This is a genomic window from Microbulbifer jejuensis (genome assembly GCF_047289955.1).
Taxonomy (GTDB): domain Bacteria; phylum Pseudomonadota; class Gammaproteobacteria; order Pseudomonadales; family Cellvibrionaceae; genus Microbulbifer.
This window is the reverse complement of record NZ_JBLBUB010000029.1, coordinates 17,531-38,749: the sequence shown is the minus strand read 5'-3', so window position 1 is coordinate 38,749 and position 21,219 is coordinate 17,531. Positions and strand designations below refer to the sequence as shown.

20 protein-coding genes are annotated in these 21,219 nt (G+C 51.0%); 8 read left to right on the top strand and 12 right to left on the bottom strand.

What is annotated here, in order from left to right:
* Positions 1–178: 178 nt before the first annotated feature.
* The 6 genes from ACL7TT_RS16890 to ACL7TT_RS16865 form a co-directional block, all read right to left on the bottom strand.
* Entirely contained in the window at positions 179–811 is a 633-nt protein-coding gene (locus ACL7TT_RS16890) for a helix-turn-helix domain-containing protein (RefSeq protein WP_413397148.1), read from the bottom strand.
* Between the two features lie 165 nt (positions 812–976).
* Positions 977–2,134: an acyl-CoA dehydrogenase family protein gene (locus ACL7TT_RS16885; protein WP_299943978.1), complete on the bottom strand. Its 1,158-nt coding sequence runs from the start codon at positions 2,132–2,134 to the stop codon at positions 977–979.
* Between the two features lie 127 nt (positions 2,135–2,261).
* Positions 2,262–2,735, bottom strand: a complete 474-nt coding sequence (locus ACL7TT_RS16880) for an Lrp/AsnC family transcriptional regulator (RefSeq protein ID WP_299943975.1) — start codon at positions 2,733–2,735, stop codon at positions 2,262–2,264.
* The gene (locus ACL7TT_RS16875) at positions 2,732–3,220 is read right to left on the bottom strand and encodes an Lrp/AsnC family transcriptional regulator (RefSeq protein WP_299943972.1); all 489 of its coding nucleotides are present in this window, start codon (positions 3,218–3,220) and stop codon (positions 2,732–2,734) included. The genes ACL7TT_RS16880 and ACL7TT_RS16875 overlap by 4 nt, the downstream gene beginning before the upstream one ends.
* 406 nt (positions 3,221–3,626) lie before the next feature.
* A complete protein-coding gene (locus tag ACL7TT_RS16870) occupies positions 3,627–3,779 on the bottom strand; it encodes a hypothetical protein (protein ID WP_299943969.1) in 153 nt (50 codons plus the stop codon).
* Positions 3,780–3,932: 153 nt separating this feature from the next.
* On the bottom strand, positions 3,933–4,115 hold the full coding sequence (locus ACL7TT_RS16865; RefSeq protein WP_413397146.1) for a CoA transferase: 183 nt from the start codon (positions 4,113–4,115) through the stop codon (positions 3,933–3,935).
* A 1,093-nt stretch (positions 4,116–5,208) separates the two neighbouring features.
* Here ACL7TT_RS16865 and ACL7TT_RS16860 point away from each other — a divergent pair.
* Positions 5,209–6,771, top strand: coding sequence for an AMP-binding protein (locus ACL7TT_RS16860; RefSeq protein ID WP_413397144.1), 1,563 nt, complete (start codon positions 5,209–5,211; stop codon positions 6,769–6,771).
* Positions 6,772–7,136: 365 nt separating this feature from the next.
* Positions 7,137–7,910 (top strand): SDR family NAD(P)-dependent oxidoreductase, encoded by a 774-nt coding sequence (locus ACL7TT_RS16855; RefSeq protein ID WP_413397142.1) that lies wholly within the window; start codon positions 7,137–7,139, stop codon positions 7,908–7,910.
* 36 nt (positions 7,911–7,946) lie between these two features.
* Here the strand turns inward: ACL7TT_RS16855 and ACL7TT_RS16850 are convergent, their stop codons facing one another.
* Positions 7,947–9,020: a Rieske 2Fe-2S domain-containing protein gene (locus tag ACL7TT_RS16850; protein WP_413397140.1), complete on the bottom strand. Its 1,074-nt coding sequence runs from the start codon at positions 9,018–9,020 to the stop codon at positions 7,947–7,949.
* A gap of 44 nt (positions 9,021–9,064) precedes the next feature.
* The gene (locus tag ACL7TT_RS16845) at positions 9,065–10,033 is read right to left on the bottom strand and encodes a flavin reductase (protein WP_299943957.1); all 969 of its coding nucleotides are present in this window, start codon (positions 10,031–10,033) and stop codon (positions 9,065–9,067) included.
* A gap of 207 nt (positions 10,034–10,240) precedes the next feature.
* On the opposite strand from ACL7TT_RS16845, the gene ACL7TT_RS16840 reads away from it, so the two are divergent.
* Both ACL7TT_RS16840 and ACL7TT_RS16835 read left to right on the top strand, forming a co-directional pair.
* A complete protein-coding gene (locus ACL7TT_RS16840; protein WP_299943955.1) occupies positions 10,241–11,011 on the top strand; it encodes an SDR family oxidoreductase in 771 nt (256 codons plus the stop codon).
* A 45-nt stretch (positions 11,012–11,056) separates the two neighbouring features.
* Complete coding sequence (locus tag ACL7TT_RS16835) at positions 11,057–11,200, top strand: hypothetical protein (protein ID WP_413397137.1); 144 nt, start codon at positions 11,057–11,059, stop codon at positions 11,198–11,200.
* A gap of 550 nt (positions 11,201–11,750) precedes the next feature.
* Here the strand turns inward: ACL7TT_RS16835 and fabV are convergent.
* Positions 11,751–12,932 carry an enoyl-ACP reductase FabV gene (gene fabV / locus ACL7TT_RS16830; protein WP_413397135.1) on the bottom strand — a complete coding sequence of 394 codons (1,182 nt, stop codon included), beginning with the start codon at positions 12,930–12,932 and terminating at the stop codon, positions 11,751–11,753.
* A gap of 342 nt (positions 12,933–13,274) precedes the next feature.
* Between fabV and ACL7TT_RS16825 the strand changes: the two genes are divergently transcribed.
* Complete coding sequence (locus ACL7TT_RS16825; protein WP_413397133.1) at positions 13,275–13,931, top strand: DUF2238 domain-containing protein; 657 nt, start codon at positions 13,275–13,277, stop codon at positions 13,929–13,931.
* Positions 13,932–13,988: 57 nt separating this feature from the next.
* Here the strand turns inward: ACL7TT_RS16825 and ACL7TT_RS16820 are convergent, their stop codons facing one another.
* The gene (locus ACL7TT_RS16820) at positions 13,989–14,459 is read right to left on the bottom strand and encodes an Lrp/AsnC family transcriptional regulator (protein ID WP_299943947.1); all 471 of its coding nucleotides are present in this window, start codon (positions 14,457–14,459) and stop codon (positions 13,989–13,991) included.
* 196 nt (positions 14,460–14,655) lie between these two features.
* On the opposite strand from ACL7TT_RS16820, the gene ACL7TT_RS16815 reads away from it, so the two are divergent.
* Complete coding sequence (locus tag ACL7TT_RS16815; RefSeq protein WP_413397131.1) at positions 14,656–16,329, top strand: aminotransferase class V-fold PLP-dependent enzyme; 1,674 nt, start codon at positions 14,656–14,658, stop codon at positions 16,327–16,329.
* A gap of 9 nt (positions 16,330–16,338) precedes the next feature.
* Here the strand turns inward: ACL7TT_RS16815 and ACL7TT_RS16810 are convergent, their stop codons facing one another.
* A complete protein-coding gene (locus ACL7TT_RS16810; RefSeq protein ID WP_299943941.1) occupies positions 16,339–17,241 on the bottom strand; it encodes a universal stress protein in 903 nt (300 codons plus the stop codon).
* A complete protein-coding gene (locus tag ACL7TT_RS16805) occupies positions 17,241–18,746 on the bottom strand; it encodes a SulP family inorganic anion transporter (RefSeq protein ID WP_413397181.1) in 1,506 nt (501 codons plus the stop codon). The genes ACL7TT_RS16810 and ACL7TT_RS16805 overlap by 1 nt, the downstream gene beginning before the upstream one ends.
* A 383-nt stretch (positions 18,747–19,129) precedes the next feature.
* Between ACL7TT_RS16805 and ACL7TT_RS16800 the strand changes: the two genes are divergently transcribed.
* A complete protein-coding gene (locus ACL7TT_RS16800; RefSeq protein ID WP_413397129.1) occupies positions 19,130–20,410 on the top strand; it encodes an efflux RND transporter periplasmic adaptor subunit in 1,281 nt (426 codons plus the stop codon).
* Between the two features lie 95 nt (positions 20,411–20,505).
* A complete protein-coding gene (locus ACL7TT_RS16795; protein ID WP_413397127.1) occupies positions 20,506–21,207 on the top strand; it encodes an ABC transporter ATP-binding protein in 702 nt (233 codons plus the stop codon).
* Positions 21,208–21,219: the final 12 nt, after the last annotated feature.

The following is a 21,219-nucleotide window of genomic DNA, read 5'->3' as shown; positions in this document are numbered from 1 at the left end:
GAAAGCCAATTATTCATCGAGCTTACATAATGCCTGCGTTAAATACCCATGAACAAAATGGCTTGACTCATCGAGCTCATAATTATTTTTTTATATTCAATCAGTTACTGTATTTTCGCATATCTTTATAACTTTGAAAGTACACTTTCCTCTGATTGATAATTGTCGATACCACATTCTATGACGTGTGCTTGGCATTTAAACGCATTACCGGTTTCAGAGCCTGAAGTGCTAATCCCCGTTTTGTCTGACAATCTGAGGGTGCACCGACTCCATTCACCCAATATATTCCTGCATTTTCTTTCTGTGCTTTGCTCTGAATCATTGCATACTTCTCTACTAATCCATTTTCTACTCGGTATTGATTTGATTCATCAGCCTGCCTGAGTGGTTTTTGCGGAGTACACTCCCGCCGAGCCAACAGATCCCCAACCGTCCTAATGGCTATTCGAATATTGAATTCTTGCTTGATGAGCTGTTGAACTGCTCTTCTAGTCCATAGAGGATACGCAAGTTTCATCTGCTGGGGCGTTTTATTAACAATCAATGTTTCTATTTGGATTTCCTGCTCTTCAGTAAGCAGGCGACCCGTTCCAGGTTTTCGCCCCAGTTGTTTTGCCGAAATTCCTTCTAACCCTTGAGCACTGTATGCTCGATACCATTTTCCTACAGTTTCAAAGTGGACACCAACCATATCGGCAATATCTTTGTAGGAATAACCTTCCTCGCGTAAACGAATCGCCTGTTTGCGCTTTTCTTCTTTCGCGGCAGATGATAGTGTTCGCGCATCTTCTTTTTTTAATGTTCGCATTATATTATCCCCACTAGCACCCTGGTTATTAAATAACCACTAGTCCGACAACCCTCTGTTGTATTTATTTTTTTGTTTTTAACATTACAAATTTCACAGTTTTTATATTTTTAGAAATCCATCCCTAAACACTCAAATAGTGAAAAGCTTAAAAGCAGGTGCCATCTAGACAAATAAGTCCGGATTTTCACCCCCCATCATCATATTGCCAAAGTTTCGTGCAAACGGCACCGGATTATTTGCAACGTGTGCCCGAGCAACGTGTATATCATGCCAAATATTTTGAATTTCTGCGCCTTTGAAAACGCTCCGCCCACCTGCAATATCAAATAGACAGTCAACAGCCCTGATCATCTCATCAATTACAACAGAAGCCTGGTATCGGTATCGAACACGATCGAGCAATAGTATCTCTTGGCCATGATTAACACTCTTCATCATTGCATCGAAATTACGCATCATAATTGTTTCATTACTATCAATCAGATGCTCCGCTTCCACCACACGGCGCAGCACATCCGGATCTCCAACAAGCTTTGTTGGATCTGTGCTACTGGTGCTGGCGTTTTGTTTGAAAATTTTCAGTGCATGCCGAGCAGCACCAATGGCCGGTGCCGACACGACACGGACAAAGATTTGAGCCCAGGGCAAATTATACATTGGGTTTTTCTGTTTATTCTTGCAGTTAAAACCATCTATTTGTTTATGTGTACGGTAGTGCGCTACAAATACTGGCTTTTCGATGACGATGTCATTGGAGCCTGTCCCCTGCAAACCCATCGCGTGCCAGGTGTCTTCAATTTCATAGCCAGAGCGTGGCACCAGGAAGGTTCGATAGCCTTCATTTGGCACAATTGCGCCAAGCAAAGCCCATTGACAATGATCACTACCCGAACTCCAGCCCCAGCGGCCACTGAGCATGATACCGCCATCCACAACCTGGGCTTTACCTCCCACCGGATTATAAGAACTCGATACACAAGCGTCTGGATTTTCGCCATAAATATCGGCCTGTGCCCGCTCGTCCATTAGGGCGAGTTGAAATGCGTGGACAGCGATAATACCGCCAACCCAAGCCGAACTCATATCGTATTCTGCAATTTTTATCTGCGCCGCGAAGAACTCTTGCGGCGTCACTTCCAATCCACCCCAGCGCTTGGGCAACATCGACCTTATCAGCCCCGATGCTTTGAACTCCTGAATAGTTGCATCAGACAGCCGTCTTTGATTCCGGTTTTCAGCACTACGCTGCTTGATACTCTCAAGATAGGATGCAACATCAATTCCTGACGTTTGGCGTTCGGTTGTTACTGCCAGCGACATAGACTTTCTCCTGGTTAGCCGCTTTTCTAACAGCTGAAAAAGCAGATAATGCATAATAATAATGCGAAATTTACCATTCAAAAAGTTTTATGTATATAGATTAGTAAAATTATTGGCAGAATATTACTTATTTGATTACTCGCCCCCAGCGGTAATTGTACTTTAAGCTTTTTATTGCCAGTTTCGTTTCCACATGGCGTACCCCTTTAATTGTCATAATGTCCGCATTGATGTGCTGGATTAACTCTTCATTAGAGCCAATAAAGGAAATCGCCAAGATATCGTAACGACCCAACATAGTCGCCGTGAAGCGAATAAATGGTAACATGCTAATTTCTTTAGCAGTTTCTTTGACCCCCTTAAGATCGGCATGAATGCCGAGATAGACCATCATCGGATTCTCATAGCCGGTTTGCACCCGCACATCGGCAATAGCCATGATGCGAATCATATTTTCTGATTGCATACGCTTAATCCGGCCACGCACGGTACCCTCAGTTAAATTCATCGATTCTGCAATTTCCCGATTACTGACACGGGCATCAACAGAGAGATATTCGAGGATTTTTCGATCTGTTTCGTCAAGTTTTCCGTTACTCATAACTCGCCTACCCACCCAGATTCATAACGAAAGACATCAACAGTAATCGCTGGCGTCAATTTGGCAATTCCTTCAATATTCTGGAATTTATCGTGTAAAAAATATGACAATTCTTCGAAATCACGAGCAGCAACCATGATATCCAGATCGTGTAGTCCGGTCGTCATGTTAACGCTGAACACTTCGTCCAATTCCGCCAGTTCCATCCCCACGTCTTCGGCACTACGATTCTCCACCTCTATACCAATCGCTAACATTAACTCGTAACCAGCGGCTTTAAAATCGGTAACCGCAACCACGCGCATCACATCAGCATCTGTCATACGCTGTATGCGCTTACGCACGATTGAGGATGTATAGCCAATTTTGTCAGCAATATCCCGTATCGACATCCGCCCATCAATTTGCAGCATTTCGATAATCCGGTGATCAACCTCATCTAAAACGATATCCTTATCAGCCTCATTTTTGTTTTCTTTAACCATATGCTTACCCGATGAATGATTACTATCCAAACAAATTCTATCACTTCAGGTAACACATTACCTCAGGGCAACCGCATGATAATCTCGTGTTCACAATTGTGCTGACCTCACCTTTACGCTCTATTCGTCAACAGTCTGAAATACAGGACGATCTTTATAGCGCTTTACAAAACATGAACCGCGGCAATTTCGAGTGTTTTTTGAGCAATGGCGCCTATTTCCAGAATACGGTACAGCTCAAAAAACGCGCACGCTGTGGCTCCGTACATCACCTCTATCTATTGCCACTGTTGGCAGCTTCAGCCCTATCGAGGCACCTTGACGGCTAAAGTTACCTGGCTGATGCGTAACACCGTATTTAGGATCGCCAATTTTGGCGACACAAGCATCCTGTAAAAACAGCTCATCACTTAAAACTTCTTCTGGCGAATGTTTTTTGGATACATTGCCCGGCTATCTCAGTTGCTGCGATCCTCTCGTCGGCTGCAAATTTTTTAAACACCTCTGCCAACTGCGGATAAGAGTGGCCAAGCACCAGCATGCCGTCCATTGCAGGCATGATCCGATCCGGACCTCAGATGACCTATCCAGCGCCGGGTACAAGGCCCTACCTGGGGAAGTGCCAAACACAAACCTCGGGTTTGCTGTCCAATTAATTATTCTGCGCCAAGACTGAGCCAATAGGTACCTGTAAAAAGCGCACCACCACGGCCTATATAGCAGGCCCACCGCTTACCTCACGATACCCGAGCTGCGACTCTCGACTGGAATTGCCTTCAGGCCTTTTTATCTTGATAAGCCCCGCACCACCGTCAGATAGAACCATAGCGGCCATCGGACCGGCAATGGCCCGCGACAAATCAAAAACTTTAATTTTGTCTAGTACTCCTGCCACCCTCTATTCCGAAACCTGTTGCCCCGCACACCTTTTGACAACCATATCACTATTCGTATATTTGCTTCAAGTATTTTACGATTGATATTACTTTTTTGCTTTAAACTATATATACTCGTACAAATCAGTCAAAATTAATACAGAATGAAACAACACGCAATAAGGGGGACCAGGCTACAGATAAAAAGTTCGATCTCTGCTGGTTTAAGGTTTTCCTCGCGACTTACCAGTAAAGCAGGAGGAAAGCAAACCCCTCTCCCAGAATCATATGAGGCATGGATGCCGATTACGAGCGCACAAGGATGTATTCACAGCGTGTCCTGGGAGAGGGGTATTCTTTCCTTCCGACTCGTTAGTATCTCCATTAATGAGGCACAGGTGCGGAGCGCATTTCTACACTGCCGCAGACTGCCGTGCGCTTTTGGGAAACCGCTCAGAGTGCATTATGTGACTCGTCATGGTGATATACCGAACAAACCTCAGATATCACTGAGAGACTGATCTCCACAGCATCCCGCCACTGACCTAGTGGCGGTCTTCAAGTGTTATACTTGGATGTTGGGGGACGCATCACGCCGCTCTCCCTTATTTGATCACAACTAGCGAGCTCATCAGGGTGAACCCGATACGTTTGGCGCAACAACGATGGATAGCGGATTATAAATTGCCGAGAACACACCGCAATGCACAAGCATGACATGCAATTCAGGTTTCAGAGCTCAGTTAGCTGAGCCCAGCCTGTCCACCTATTAAGGTCTTTCCAAAGACCGACCTTACTGGCACGTAAGTTGCCTTTCTGGACAGGAACTTCAATTTGAATCCACGTAATTATAATTTGACGGTTACGAAAACTTAAGCTGTGGACATTGCAATATCAGATAGTTGTTGACTGCTGTACTGTATTAATCAGAGAGAGGTTCATTAAGACTATCCTGAGCATTGTCTAAAATTATCATATTTTAATTTATTTATGTGTATGATAGTAAGCTTAAATGCAGTAAAAAATTATTACATTTAATTATCGACCCCTGGCAATCACCACATGCCGCTGCTTTAAAAGACATATAAGACATCATTAAAGCGAACTGACAACATGATAGATCTGACACAAACTATTCCCGACATTATCATCGATGCGGCCGATCAATGGCCCGAGCGAATCGCTATTGATGACCATGGTATCACTCTGACGTTTGAAGAATTGAAAAACAGGTCAAAGGAAGCGGCGAAGGGCTTTATTGCGAGCGGACTTAAGGCCGATGACCGATTTGCCATATGGGCTCCAAATATTCATGAATGGGTCTGGATAGCCATTGGTGGCATGATGGCTGGTGGCATTCTGGTACCATTGAACACCCGCTACAGGGGGATCGAAGCCGGAGACATATTGAACCGATCCCATAGTCAGCTCTTATTTACGGTCAGTAATTTTCTTGATACGGACTATATAAAATTACTCGATGAATATAAGCCCGAGTGCGTACACGAGATAATTGTATTGCGCGGACAACTCTCTAATGATGATGCTCATGTAAATTCTTTAAAAACTTTTATTACTCGCGGTCACGGCGTCACAGATCAACAGGTTGATGAGTCTATCTGTGCACTAAGTGGCGATTCACTGTCTGACATCATGTATACCTCGGGCACCACAGGTGCGCCCAAAGGGGTCATGAGCAACCATGGTCAAGTAGTCGCTAGTTTTAAACTTTGGGCAGCGGCAGTCGGACTGAACGATCAAGACCGTTATTTAATTGTTAACCCTTTCTTTCATACCTTCGGCTTCAAAGCGGGTTGGTTGGCCTGTTTAATCACTGGTGCGACAGCCTTTCCGGAGCCTGTATTTGATACCGATACTATTCTGGAGGCTATCGACGAAAAGCAAATAAGTGTATTGCCTGGTGCCCCTACTGTATTCCAGTCGTTGCTAAACTCACCGCAGTTAAACCACACGATTTTAAACAGCCTTCGCTGTGCGGTGACCGGTGCAGCCTCAGTTCCACAGCAACTGGTGCGCGACATGAAAAAAATACTCGGCTTTAAAGAGGTCTACACTGGGTACGGCTTAACTGAATGCGGCGTTGTCAGTATTTGCCGCCAGGATGATGATCTTGAAACCATCGCCAATACTGCCGGTTGTGCTATTGATGGTATTGAAATCAAGGTTCTGGATAACAGCAACCAGCAGCTCCCGTCTGGTGAAATTGGCAATATTTTTGTGAAAGGTTTTAGCGTGATGCAGGGTTACCTTGATGACCCACAGGCAAGCGAACAAATGATCGACCAAGAAGGCTGGCTAAATACCGGTGATATCGGCTGGCAAAACGCCAATGGCTATATCAAGATCACTGACAGAGCCAAGGATATGTATATCAGCGGCGGGTTTAATTGTTATCCCGCGGAAATAGAAAATTTATTATTGAGGAACCCTTCTATCACAGACGCCGCAGTAACAAGCATGCATGATGACCGGCTTGGCAAAGTTGGGGTTGCACATATCATACTAAAAGAAGGGGAGCAACCGTCCCCCGATACGCTACGCAACTGGCTCCGGGAACATATGGCCAATTACAAAGTGCCGCGAGTGTTGCACTTCGTTACATCGTTGCCGAGGAATGCCTCGGGCAAAGTACAAAAATTTCTTCTTAAGCAATAGGAAACGCCAATGGCACTCGACCTAAAAGCAAGTGCGTTAATACAGTCCCGCTATTTCCGGCCTGCTGCCTGCGACCATACGCGACTTCAAGACTGTTGTACACCGGAAACTTCAATACGCCGTATTGGTGGTAGCTATGGGCTACAAATGAACGGCCTCGGATTACTATAATCCAGTGTGCCGGTAACACAATTTACGATTTCCGTTGATTTTTGGCTTTGTATCCGCACTGCTGGTAGATCAAGTTTTGGTATGGCGACCTAGGGTGGACACGTTAACAAAGAAAGTATTGAACGCAAGTTCAATCCAAACTTTGGCTGTATATTACTGAAAAAGATATATCTCGATACCCGAGTAAATATACTATGGCAGAACAAGAATTCCCAAGTGGTGCTGCATTAATTTATGGAGGAAGCGGCGGCCTCGGTAGTAGCTGTGCCGAACGAATCGCGGCCTATGGCAGCGATATTGCCATTACCTATAGAAGTAATGTTGAAAAAGCGCGTCAACTTTCTGAACAAATCAAATCCATGGATCGTCAATGCTCTATTCATCGGGCCGATTTATCCGACGCAAACAGTATTAACAACGCCTTTCATTCTGCTGTCAAAATGCACCACCGGGTGCATACTGTGATTGTGGCAGCCGGATCAGACATTGCTCAACCCTTTTTTAATGACATCACTGATCAACAGTGGGAAGAAGTGATCCACAACGATCTCAACGGTTTTTATCGGATAGCCAAAGCAGCCATTCCTCATATGCGCACCCAGGGTGGCGGCAGCTTTGTACACATATCTTCTGCGGGGTTAAACCGTATCCCGCCCAGAGATGCGCTATCGGTTGCCCCTAAAGCCGGTATTGAAGCCATTATGCAATACATTGCCAAAGAAGAGGGTGTTCACAATATTCGTGCAAACTCTGTTGCAATCGGTGTGATTGAGGCTGGTATCTATCTACGTCTTGAAAAAGAAGGCATCTTTGACGAACAGTGGAAACAAGCCGTTAAAGCAACGCTTTGTCTGAAACGCTTCGGTAAAACCAGGGATGTCGGCGAAGCTGCCGCCTACTTTGCCTCAAACCGCGCAAATTACGTCACCGGGCAGATACTCTGCGTGGATGGCGGATACAGTGTTTAATCCATCCAATTGTATTTTCCTTACCCTTCGCCTGACTTATTCCTGTAATTCCGCCGCTAACTCAGCTGGTTTAGCAAGGCCTTTTAGGTGGTGCTTGCCATCCACCTTAGCATGAAATTCATTCGCTTTTTCGATCGGATTGTAGAACTGCTTGTACCAAACTCTCCCCAATCGAAAATTGCGCTCGACAGGTAAAGCCATAATTTGTAATGCCGGCTTTTTATTCGTCCATATTTGCAGGTCCTGAGCAAAAGCCGCAAGTGCACCCTCTTGTGCCATTTTTGCATTTGCGATGTCTTGCTCATCGGGATTGGCACTTGGCGCCAGTGAAAGATTATTGTGCCAGGCTTTAACCACGCCCTCATCAACCGGCGTATGGAAAATAAACTCATAGCCATTGGTATCACCGAAGCGCTGCCTAGACAATAACAGACCCGGCCCGGTATACCAGGTCAATGTCGTCAGATGGGCGCCATACATCCGGTGGAAGCCGCCCTGACGCTGGTAATATTTATGACCTATATATTCGTTTTCAAAATACTCACAGGGCGCACCATGCGTTGGGCCCAAATGATGCGCATCGGCCATATTATCGATAATCTCTTGCGGGTGAATACCTATTTCACCCAGATGGTCGTAGCGCCCATTAATCCACTGTGAGTCATGCCACGCCTCCAAGTCCGGGGCCTCGTAATCAGGCTCACCCCCAGCAGGATCGTGCCACATCATAATGGCACCAAGCGTTTCAACGACAGGGTAACTTTGAATTCTAGCCTTGGGACACGGGCCGTCAAAATAAGGAATATCGTCTACCTGGCCCTCTGCGTTATAGCGCCAACCGTGATAGGGACAGCGAATTGAGTCTCCTTCAAGTTGCTCACTGTTGGTCACGATGGAGGCACTGTTGCTTTTTGCCAGGTGTGTCCCCATGTGCAAACAGTAGGCATCAAGTAACACAAGCCGACCGCTTGCACCACGATACAGAGCAAAATCCTTGCCAAAAAACCGCACACCCTTGGGGCCATCATCCAGCTCATTGGCCTCAGCGATCATAAACCAACCCCGAGGAAAGGTGTATACCCCCAAATCAAACCCTTTAACAAGTGCCATATTTTCTCCAATTGACTATTTATGTAACTGGTTATGACTCATTTTCACTGCCATAAATCCGGAACACCGGGATCGGATTTCCGGATAAAGCGCTGCAGAAAATCCCGTGTATCCGCCACTTCCTCAGGCGAAAAGTCATCTAACAATTCTTCTTCAATTGCTTTCGATTTTGCCAGCAGACTAACGTAGAGCTCACGCCCTTTAACAGATAAGGAAAACTTGATCTTATCCCTAGTACCCCTTGTCGTCTCCACAATCAGTCCGCGCTCGAACATATCTTGAAGCATCGCATGACTAGGTTTATGCCCGGTATGCTCCATGCGAACATGCAAGTCCTGTAAAGAAAGCCCACCCCCCATACCAAACAATGTCAGAGCAAGATACTTTTCCTTATTCAAATTACTTTCACGCAAATCTTTTTGCAGCTTATGAGCAGCCTGGAAATGTGAGCGAGATAACAAGTATAAAAAAAACTGATCCGAAAAAGTACCCGCCTCGATATTGACAGCCTCTCTATATTTTTCATTGCCATGTTTAGTTTTTGCAAGCGCGTATTTACCACCATGAAAAACCAGTGGCAATTCTTCAACCCGGTCACATTCCAGCACTTCTCCAACAAAAATAATATGATCACCACCTTCATACTGATAACTTGTCTTACACTGAAAGCGTGCAGCGTACTTAGATAAAATTGGCAAATTACCAATACCCCTCCCCCAGTCAATACCTGCGAACTTATCTACGCCCCTGGAAGCAAATTGATCTGAGGTATCCTGCTGGCTGGCCGCCAGTATATGCACACAAAAATACCCTGAGCTTTGAAAAGAAGACAGCGACATTGCATTTTTAGCCAATGACCAAAGCACCAGCGGTGGATCGAGTGATACCGAGTTAAAGCTCGACGCCGTGACCCCGACCGGGTTATTGCCAGGATCAATAGAGGTAATTACCGTAACACCCGTAGCAAAACTGCCTAGAGCCTGGCGAAATTCCAATGGATCTATTTTACTCATGGTAAATATTTTTTAAATATTTGAGTAGTATTCTACGCAAAAGCTAAGTATGATTTCAATTACTTGTTAATATCGTTTTTTATAATTCACGCAAAAATAAATGCGCCAATATATTCTGAGCCTGGCAGTTATATAGTGATGATTAAATACAGAAATGATCAATAAAATTTCCGCAACACACCATCACTACCTGACCGCCGGGTTACTATGAGCGCACTTCAGTTCCACGGCAAAACAGCGTTGATCACAGGTGGATCCCGCGGCATCGGTAAAGGTATTGCAGAACAGTTTCTCAATGCTGGCGCCAACGTAATCATCTGCGCTCGCGAAAAACCAGCGGTGCTGCCATCCATCAGTGGCAGATCCGTCCTATTCCAAGCCACCGATGTTCGAGACCCTGAGTCAACGCAAAGCCTGATCGATTTCACACTGACTGAAACCGGGCAACTGGATGTACTTATCAATAACGCTGGAGGCAGCCCGGAGGTCGATGCAAAAAAAGCTTCCCCTCGATTTACGTTCTCCATTATCACCCTCAACCTTATTGCACCCGCGGTGCTGTGTCAGCAGGCATATAAGGCAATGGTCGATACCGCTGAGAATGCCTCTATTATCAATATCGCCAGTATTTCCGCCGGCAGGCCCTCTCCCGGCACCGCTGCTTACGGTGCCGCCAAAGCGGGCCTGGTAAACCTGACGCAATCACTGGCCCAAGAATGGGCGCCAGTTGTTCGCGTAAACGCGATCATCGCTGGAATGGCAAAAACCGAAGCGGCATTTAAGCACTATGGCGGCGCAGAGGGTATTACTAAAATTGAGGAGCATCTGCCAATGAAACGTATGGCCGCCGCTGATGATATTGGCAAAGCCTGCTTATACCTGGCATCGGACGACGCAGCTTATATTTCAGGCGCTTCACTTGCGGTACATGGCGGCGGCGAACCGCCCTCGTTTTTATCTCTGCAAAGCGACACTTAGAAGCGCCTAGAAAATAATCTAAGCCGAATTACCCTGGTGAAAATCATGGGCAATTGCGTGGTTACAGGAAGCCGTTCTGGTATCGGCGCAGCCATAAAGCCGCAGATGATTGATAAAGGATATTCAGTCATTGTTGCCGAGATAAAACATACCGATTTATCCACCGAACCAACCACCAACTCGTCGTAGTCTCAATACCCAAACCATGTACTTAAGGCTTAGATGGCCTAATTGCAGCACGCCACTGTATGATCGTACAAAGTCCCCAGTTATTGATCATAAGATTTTGCAATTTTATGCCCCAATGTCCCGACTATGATCACAGCCTCAATCGAGTTTTCCACTCTGGTATCTTGCGATACCTCTAATCTTGCCACCAGCAGAATATTTCCGGCTTTCTGACAACAAAAAAGGGAGGTTCGAAGAGGGGCCTCGGCGCGCCGTACAGATCATAAGTCTCTGAATCCAGGGGGATAATCCAGCGCTTGCTTTTCAGGCTCATTCGGGCATCCAAAAACGTCCGATCCCAGCGCAATCCGTTGAAAATCAGCCAACTCCGGGGAACATCCAGAAAGTACAGCGCCCCTGAAAACCCTGCCACGCCTGGGTTTCAGGGAGGAGTGAATATGCCGCTTTGCGGGCAGCGGGCATAGTGCGAACAGGAATCACCGTGAGCCGCAGGCGGGAGCGGCAAAGGCACTCCCGGGCAACAAAGGCCCGCTAGTGCACTTCCACTTTTTTAATCGCTGAACCCCGCCTCGACCTGCGGCCCGATATCAGCATTGTAATCAATACCCTCCACACCAAACCCAAACAGCTTGAGGAAGTCCTCTTGGTAGCCCTTGAAGTCGGTCAAGTCGAAGAGGTTTTCCCCAGTCACTGCAGGCCAGAGTTTCTCGATCTTGGCCTGGGTCTCCCGGCGCAGTTCCCTATCGTCCATGCGCAGGCGGTTATCCCTGTCCAGACGCGGTGTATCCGTATAGAGCCCTTCGGTAAAGAGGCGATACAGCTGCTCGATACAGCCCTCATGAGTCCCCTCCTCCTTCATCACTTTATAGATCAGAGAGATATACAGGGGCATGACCGGGATAGCGGAACTGGACTGGGTCACCAGGGCTTTGAGCACTGCCACATTGGCGGAGGCCCGGCCACTCGTGCTGATGGCCTTTGCCGCACGGTCCAGATCTTCCTTGGCCTTGCCGATAGTGGCGTTGCCGTATATCGGCCAGGTGAGCTTGTCACCGATATAGGTGTAGGCCACCGTTTTGCAACTTTCCGCCAGTACCCCGGCATCACCGAGGGCCTGCATCCACAGTTCCCAATCCTCGCCACCCATCACTTTTACTGTGGAGGTGATTTCCTCCTCGGTGGCAGGCTCGACAGTGATATCGGTGATTTCCAGCTTGTCGGTGTTGAGGTTCTTGGCGGTGTAGGATTCACCGATGGGCTTTAGTACCGAACTGTACAATGCACCAGTTTTGGGGTCAGTACGGCGCGGAGAAGCCAGGCTGTAGACAACCAGGTCCACCTGTCCCAGATCCTCTTTAATCGAATCGATGGCCTGAGCCTTCACCTTGTCGGAGAAGGCGTCACCATTAATACTCTTGGCGTAGAGCCCTGCCTGGTGCGCTTCGGCCTCGAAAGCGGCGGCATTGTAATAGCCGGCGGAGGCGGTGCGTTTGTCTGTTGGTGGTTTCTCGAAGAAAACCCCCAGGGTTTTGGCGCCGCAGGCAAAAGTGGCTGTAATTCGCGAGGCCAGCCCGTAACCGGTGGAGGCACCGACAACCAATACCCGCTTGGGTCCCTTCTCAAGGGTCGGCTGCGACTGGATATACGCAATCTGCTCGCGCACGTTGGCTGCACAACCCTGTGGATGGGCATTGGTACAAATAAACCCGCGTACTTTTGGCTGGATGATCATCCTTACTGTCTCTCCCTTCGCAGTTGGGGAATCGTGGTTGTGTAATCACAGATACGCCGATGGCGTACCAGGGGAAACGATGACCGAAATACAAGCGTACCGACGCCTGGGCCATCTCGACGCGCCATTCTAATGGTTGTGGCTCGGGAGTCCCATAGCGGCATTCCACCGCGCGACCCCGGCTTGTCCAAAATATCCGGGCCACCGGCCAAAGCAGCCACCTGCCCCATCGCCCAACCCCGCGCCAGGTCGCGTTGAGAGACGTGTTCAGGCGCAACCCATTGCGCACAATGGTGTATGCTGGCGCGGATTCACCTTGTCTGCAGTGGGGTTTCCGCCGTTATGTTCACACTCCGCCAACATGGATTCCACCTGTCTTTACTGGTCGTTTTTGCCCTTACCTGGGGCTGGTCCGCCTGGCAGCCCCTGCATCCGGACGACTGGTTGCTGGAAAATTACCTAGTATTCGCCGCGCTGCCGGTGATTTTGATCAGCACACACGCTTTCCCGCTCTCCAAAGTGTCCTATACGCTGATAACCCTGTTTATGTGCCTGCATCTGGTCGGCTCCCACTATACCTATGCGGAAGTGCCCTTCGGCTTTACCCTGCAGGAGTGGATCGGTGCCGAACGCAATATGTACGATCGGCTGGTGCATTTCAGTTTTGGATTGTTGCTGGCCTATCCGGTACGGGAAATACTGGTGCGTATGGCGGGCCTGCATGGGTTCTGGGCCTACTTCTTTCCCGTTGACATGACCTTCGCCCTGTCTTCCATCTATGAAATCATCGAATGGCTGGCAGCCCGCACTGTCTCACCGGAACTGGGCATTGCCTATCTAGGTTCCCAGGGAGATATCTGGGACGCTCAAAAAGACATGCTGCTGGCCGGGCTGGGCTCCATTGTTGCGATGCTGGTGGTTCTGGCCTTAAACCGCTGGCGCAGCGCCAATGCCTTGGGGGATATTCGCAATAGCCTGTCTGTACCAGCGCACGACTAGGCCCTGGGCGAGGCGAAACACCGGCGATAATCGCGCGGACGCCACAGCCATTGTGTGTCATTTGCCCATAGCATGTTTCAATGGCAGGCGGGTTGTCTGCTTCATGGTTTCCATCACAAAACTGGAGCTGACATCGAACAGGTCGGCCTTGATCAGCTCCTTATACAGACGGTCGTAACCGGGCATATCGGTGACCACCGCCTTGAGCAGGTAATCCAGGTCCCCGCTCATGCGGTGGACCTCCAGAATCTCCGCAATCCCCTGCACCAGTTCACCAAACCGTGCCGCCCATTGATCATTGTGCTGGTTGGTGCGGACAGAAATGTACACCGTCAGCGGCAGGTTTAACTTGTGCTGGTTCAGAAGGGTCACCCGTTCGGCAATCACGCCATCCGCCTCCATCCGGTGTATGCGCCGCCAACAGGCAGACTTGGACAAGCCTACCCGCTCGGCAACCTCCCCCACGGAAAGCGTCGCATCCCGCTGCAGCCATTCCAGAATCTGTCTGTCCTGTTTACTGAATCCCATTGCCTATCCCCTCGCCGCCCCACATTAGCCAAAACCCCATACGTCTCGCAATTAACAAATATTATATCTTATCGTTCCAATTAAGAAATTTTTCCGGCACATTGTTTCGATAATTATCAAAATAGAGACACCAAGAGACATGTTGTTTCGCCTGTAAAGCCCTAGAATAAGGCCCGATCAAACAGGGGAATGCAACATGACAACGCTGATAAAACGCATCCGCGATTCGGTGATCGGTGATATGCAACCGATCGATACCCCCTTTGGCCCGAAGCCATTGATCTATGCAGACTACACGGCTTCCGGGCGTTCCCTGACCTTTATCGAGGACGCGATCCGCCAGTGGGTATTGCCCTACTACGCCAATACACACAGCGAGACTTCCTACACAGGAGCACAGACCACCGCCCTGCGCGAAGAAGCGCGCGAGGAAATCCGGCGCACGATCAATGCCGGCCCCGAGCACAAGATCATTTTCTGCGGTTCCGGCGCCACCGCGGCAATCAATAAACTGATCGATATCCTCAACCTGCGCTTGCCCGCCGACCTGGACCGGCAGTACCGCCTGCGGGACAGTATCCCTGCGAAGCGGCGACCGGTGGTCTTTATCGGCCCCTATGAGCATCACTCCAACGAATTGCCCTGGCGGGAGAGCATTGCCGATCTGGTTTCCATACCCCTGAACAATGCCGGCACCCTGGACCTGAATGCCCTGGAGAGACAGCTGCACACCCACGCCGGCCGCTCCCTCAAGATCGGCAGCTTTTCCGCCGCCTCCAATGTGACAGGCATTGTGACCGATGTGGATGCTGTGACCCGCCTGCTCCATCGACACGGTGCCCTGTCCTTCTGGGACTATGCTGCGGCCGCCCCCTATCTGGCCATCGATATGTGCGGCCGGCGGGATGCCCAGGGGGACAGCGGCAAGGACGCGGTATTTATTTCACCCCACAAATTTGTTGGCGGACCCGGCACTCCGGGGATACTCGTGGTGCATAAGCGGCTGCTGCAAAACACGGTACCGGCGACGCCCGGCGGGGGCACGGTACTTTACGTCACTCCCGAGGATCACCGCTATCTGGCCGACCCCGAGCGCCGGGAGGAAGGGGGCACCCCGGCCATCATCGAATCCATCCGCGCCGGCATGGTATTCAAGTTGCAGCGGGCGGTGGGCATTGATGAGATTACCCGACGGGAAAAAGCGCTGGTGGATCGCGCCTTGGCGCACTGGTCCAGGGAGGAAAATATCGAGATTCTCGGCAATCCGGACGTACCGCGCCTCTCCATTGTTTCGCTGCGCATCAAATGGCGCGGAGGCGATTTGCACTACGGCTTCGTGGTGGCGCTGCTCAACGATCTTTTCGGTATCCAGGCCCGCGGTGGGTGTTCCTGTGCCGGCCCTTACGGCCACACGCTGTTGGGCATCGATATGGCCTACAGCCGCGCTCTGGAAGAACAGATACTCAAGGGACAGAAGCTGATGCGCCCCGGTTGGGTACGCCTGAATTTTAACTACTTTATCAGTGAGGAGGTGTTTGCCTACTTGCTGGATGCCGTATCACTGGTGGCGCAGCACGGCTGGAAACTGCTGCCTTACTACTGCTTCGATGAAGCCCAGGGCGTTTGGCGCTACCAGGGCAAAAAACCGCTTGCGACCTCCTGTCTGGCGCAGCCGGACTTCAGCGACTTGCCAACAATGCCGACAGAAACAAAGCCGCCGCTGTGCGCCCTCGACAAGTACCTGGCCCTTGCCGAGCGGGAGCTGTGTCGCAAGCAGCGCAATGGGCAACACTACGATTTGTCGCTGCCCGCGGACGCGGACAAACTGCGCTGGTTTGTGAGCCCCGAGGAAGCCGCGCTGGCACTTTAAGGGGAACCCCTATCGCAGCAACAGCAGCGGCTGGCGGGTGTTCAGCAGCATCTTGGCGGTAATACTGCCCATCAACAGATCGCGCAAGCGGTTGTGGCTAAAGGCGCCCATTACCGTCAAATCAATCTGATATTCCATCTGATAGGCAATCAGGGCCTCGACGGTATTGCCCTGCAGGTGGCTGGCACTCACTGCCAGGCCCTTCTCATCCAGCTGGGCACTGGCTTCCGCCAGCAGTACTTCCGCCGTTTCTGCAGACCCCACATTCACCAGGTGCAAAGACAGGCTGCGAAAAAGTGCACTCCCGGCGACCAAAGACAACGCTTTGCGCGCCGCCTCGCTGCCATCGTATGCGAGCATCACCCGATGTGGTGTCCGGAATTCCCGGTTTACCACCAGGATCGGTTTGTGCAGGGAGCGCACCACGGTTTCCAATTGCGCCCCCAGGCCCTGCTCGGAATCGCCGTGCTCCTCGCCGCGAATACCCAACACCAGGGCGCGGATACCATCCTCCAAGTCCAGCACAGACTCTGGAAGACTGTCGTGGCGCTGGCAGGTCATCACCTGCCCAACCCCGGCCTCTTCAACGCGTTTGCGCGCGGCCTGCAACATCAGTTTGCCCTGCTTCACCAATAGCTGCGCGCGCTCCTGCTCCAGCGCGGTCAGCTCTTCCAACAGCTCCTCCTGGCTGCCAAGGCCGATACTGCCAGTAAAGTCCGTCAACGCAGGGACATTGCTGCGCTCGATGTTGTGCAACAGTTTCAACGGCGCCTGCAGATTGCCCGCCAGCCAGGCTGAGTAATCGCACACCGCACCGGTGTAATGGGAACCGTCGATACAGGAGAGTACCGACGGCGGGGTGCCACCATTACAGGTTGTCTTATTGTTATTGTCTCTGTTGCTTACAGCCATCAATGCCCTCCAAGAACCCGTTCAATTTCCTCGGGTTTATCGTGTACGCCGAATCGGTCGACGATGGTTTCACTGGCTTCATTCAACCCTACCAGCGTCACTTCTGCGCCCTCGCGGCGGAACTTCAGCACGACCTTGTCCAGCGCATACACAGCGGAAACATCCCAGAAATGCGCCCGGCTCAGGTCGACCACCACCGTGTCCACCACTTCTTTGAAATCAAACGAAGCGGTAAATTTGTCCGCGGAATTGAAAAACACCTGCCCCATAACCTTATAGGTGCGGCGGCTTTTCACCGCATCCAGCGTGCTGCTGACATACATGAAATGGCTGACCTTATTGGCGAAGAACAAAGCCGCCAATAACACGCCGACAAATACACCATAGGCCAGGTTGTGGGTCCACACTACCACAATCACTGTCGCCATCATCACCAGATTGGTGGAGAGGGGATGGTGCTTCAGATTGCGGATGGAGTCCCAGCTAAACGTACCGATAGAGACCATGATCATGACCGCAACCAGCGCCGCCATGGGGATTACCGCCACCCAGTCGCTGAGGAAAACCACCAGCGCCAACAGGCCAATACCCGCCACCAGAGTGGAGAGGCGTCCGCGACCGCCGGACTTCACGTTGATCACCGACTGCCCGATCATCGCACAGCCGGCCATTCCACCCAGGGTGCCCGCGGCAATATTGGCGATGCCCTGCCCCTTGCATTCGCGGTTCTTATCGCTTGGGGTGTCGGTGAGTTCATCGACAATGGTCGCGGTCATCAAAGATTCCAGCAGCCCCACCACCGCCAAACCGGCGGAATAGGGGAAAATAATCTGCAGGGTCTCGAAGTTTATCGGCACCTCCGGCCAGAGGAAAATCGGCAGAGTATCCGGCAGCGCACCCATATCGCCTACGGTACGGATATCCAGGTCCATGGTCACGGCAACAGCGGTCAGTAACAGGATACATACCAGCGGTGAAGGCACGACTTTGCCGATCACAGGAATATACGGAAACAGATAGATAATCCCCAGGCCCGCAGCCGTCATGGCGTAGACTTCCCAGGAGCCTCCAGTCAGCTCGGGCATCTGTGCCAAAAAAATCAAAATGGCCAGGGCGTTCACAAACCCCGTGACCACCGCACGGGAGACAAAGCTCATCAGGCTGCCCAGCTTCAGATAACCGGCAATGATCTGCAATACCCCGGTGAGCAGTGTCGCCGCCAGCAGATACTGCAGACCGTGCTCCTTCACCAGGGTCACCATTAGCAGGGCCATGGCGCCGGTGGCGGCAGAGATCATCCCCGGTCGACCGCCCACAAAGGCGATCACCACGGCGATACAAAATGAAGCGTAGAGGCCGACCCGCGGGTCCACCCCGGCAATAATGGAAAAGGCGATGGCCTCAGGGATCAGTGCCAGGGCCACCACCAGGCCCGCAAGTACGTCACGACGGATATTCCCGAACCAATCGGCCCGGGTGGAAGACAACAACGAAGGGAGAAACATAAAATGCAATACAGCTGAAAGGATCGGAAAAAGACCGCGCACTCTACCACAATCCACCCGCCCCTGCATGGCTGCACCCCAGACGGCCATATCCTGAATCACCGACACCCTCAACAGCACCTGTTGCGCCTTGAGGAATGTTGTCCCTCTCCCGTACAAGGCGGACAGCGGACACTTTTAGTGGACACCTCGGCAGCGATACACAATCCCAGCAGAACGATAAACCCTTTAACTATTAACAGGTTATTTGCATTTGAATATTTGGCACGGCTATTGCCATCTATGCCGTAAAGCAGATTTTCCTGATTTGCATCCAAAACAGAAATGCGCTGCATCCAAATTATCAATGCAGACGCAACCACACAGAGAAATGGAAAGCCGCAATGATAAGAGACACTTCCAGGCAGGACACAAGAATCGAAGCCGTACCGCTTTGGAAGAACCCGAAAACCTATCAGGCTTCCGCTCTGCTCGGTATCACCGTCGCCTTTTTAACCTTGGGCATTGGCGCTTGGCATAACACCGGGTCTGTAGACGGCACCCTCTCGCTGGCGCGGATCAATATCGCCCAGGTCCAGCGCGGCGACCTGATCCGCGACCTGGTAGTCCAGGGCAGAGTGGTCGCCGCCAACAGCCCCACCCTGTACAGCCCGGCCCAGGGCATTGTGAAGTTCGCGGTAAAGGCAGGGGATACCGTGGAGGCGGGTCAACTGCTGGCCTCGGTCGACAGCCCCGCGCTGTCCAACCAACTGGCCCAGGAGGAAGCTCAGCTCAACCAACTAACCGTGGAGCTACAGCGACAAAAGATCCAGGCCAAACGCCAACGGATGGAAAACCGGCAAAAGGCCGATCTTGCCAGGGTCAATCTCACCGCTGCCAAGCGGGAATTAAAACGCGCTGAGCTTTCCATGGAAAAGCAGATTATTTCCCTGCTCGATTTTGAAAAAAATAAAGACGATATGGCCCGTGCACAGTTGGAATATGAGCAAGCCGTACAAAATGCCGAGTTGGAAAAAGAATCCCTCCACTTTGATACCCAGACACTCCACCTACAGGTCTCCCAGCAGAAATTACAGGTAGAGGAGCTGCAGCGTCGCGTACGCGAACTGGAGATCCGCTCCCCCGTGAGCGGCACCATCGGCAGCCTGGCCGCATCACAACGCAGTGCCGTTGCGGCCAACGCCCCCTTGATCACAGTGGTGGATCTCACCAGTTTTGAACTGGAAGCCGCCGTGCCTGAAAACTATGCCGATGACCTGGGTCTGGACATGGCCGTCGCTATCAATCTCGGCGGCAAAGAATTACCCGGCGAGATTACCGCCATTTCCCCCGAAGTGATCAATAACCAGGTCATTGCGCGGGTGCGCTTTACCGAAGGGCAGCCCCAGAACCTGCGCCAGAACCTGCGCCTCACCGCCCGTATCCTGCTGGAAAACCGCAACGGAGTATTGCTGGTGAAACGGGGAGGATTTCTCGACCAAAGTGGTGGCCGCCATGTCTTTCGCCTGAATAACCAGCAACAGGCGGAGCGGGTATCTATCCAGATCGGTGCTCTGGGATTGAAACAAGTGGAGATTGTTTCCGGCCTGCAGGAAGGGGATCAAATCATAATCTCTTCCGCCGAGGAACTGGAAAACGCGCAGCTGGTTGCCCTGAAAGAGTAACGCCGCGAAAAAATCGCCCGTGGACGGCCGTGCAAATACGGCGACGCCCGCCCAAAGGCCACACAACTATTCAGTGATCAACAAGGAACATCACCATGCTCAAAATGCATAATCTTCGCAAGAGTTTCCGCACAGATACCATCGAAACCCACGCATTGCGCGACTTCAACCTGGAAGTCAAAGAAGGGGAGTTTGTTTCCGTAACCGGTCCCAGTGGCTCCGGTAAAACCACTTTCCTGAATATCGCCGGACTGCTGGAAATCCCGACTGATGGCCAGTACCTGCTGGATGGCGAGGACGTTAGCAATCTCAATGATCGCCAGCGCTCGCGCCTGCGCAACGAGAAAATCGGCTTTATTTTCCAGGGCTTCAACCTGATTCCCGATTTAAACCTGTTTGACAATATCGACGTGCCGCTGCGTTACCGCGGTTTTAATGCCAAAGAGCGCCGCAAGCGTATTGAAAAAGTACTGGAGCAGGTGGGCCTGTCTGCCCGTGCCAGACACCTGCCGGCGCAGCTCTCTGGCGGGCAGCAGCAGCGTATCGCCATTGCCCGCGCCCTGGCCGGCGAACCGCGCTTTCTGCTCGCGGACGAACCCACCGGCAATCTCGACTCCCTGATGGCTCGCCAGGTGATGGAACTGCTGGAATTTATCAACGAATGGGGCACCACCATCGTCATGGTCACCCACGACCCGGACCTGGCCCGCCGCGCCCAGCGCAATATCCAGATTGTGGATGGACAGGTCTGCGATCTGCGCCCGGTCACCGAACAATCCGATGCCGTCATTGCTTAGGGAGCCCACAGA